The organism is Shewanella sp. 10N.286.45.A1 (genome assembly GCF_041470405.1).
In the GTDB taxonomy this organism is placed as follows: domain Bacteria; phylum Pseudomonadota; class Gammaproteobacteria; order Enterobacterales; family Shewanellaceae; genus Shewanella.
On sequence record NZ_JBFRMK010000473.1, the window covers coordinates 1 to 704 of the forward strand.

Here is a 704-nt window from a genome sequence, read left to right on the forward strand (position 1 = left end):
TCTACTCCCGTTTTTATTTTATATCTATACCATCTGTTCAAAAAACAAACTTAAGCAACATTGACTTTCCTTTCTACCGTTAATGGTGCTAAACGGTTATGCATCACTTTAATCGTTTCGAACTGAGCTAGTTTTTTAGTCTCAGTTAATCGACATTCTTGAGATAAAATCATAACAAGCGATGCTTGTAAGCCTGACTCAATGACCATAGCTGATACACTATGCTCACTGGTTTTCAGCTGAAAAATTTTGCCTATATCGCTGTATACACATTCATGAGACACATCGAAAAACCACGATTTTGGCATCTGTGGCTTTAATAAAAAGTGTGCGGCAGTAGCATTTAACGCTATTTGCACAATGAGTGCATCGTTTAGGGAAAGTGTCTTTTGTAAACGATCAACCAAAGCAATATAGAACTTAGCGTGTTCAACACTAAACTCAGTTGTTATTTTGGCATCTGGTATTAGGGATTTTAATTTAAAAGGTGATAGAAATTCCATATCACTTCCTAACGAAACAGTTAATACACCATGTGTTTCGTTATATCCCCATTGCCAATCCCTTTTTGGCATTAATAACATATCGTTTACCTTTATTAAGATACAAATGGATAATAGATGATAATTTCATCAATATCAAAATAAATTTAAAACGTTTTTTCAGATCTTATAAAATAAAAAACGATCATCTCGATCCAATAT

Annotated in this window: 1 protein-coding gene; it reads right to left on the bottom strand. The window is 33.2% G+C overall.

The annotated features are described in order from the left end of the window. Positions 1–50 precede the first annotated feature (50 nt). Positions 51–584 (bottom strand): cell division protein ZapC, encoded by a 534-nt coding sequence (locus AB4238_RS22465; protein ID WP_371995376.1) that lies wholly within the window; start codon positions 582–584, stop codon positions 51–53. Positions 585–704 lie beyond the last annotated feature (120 nt).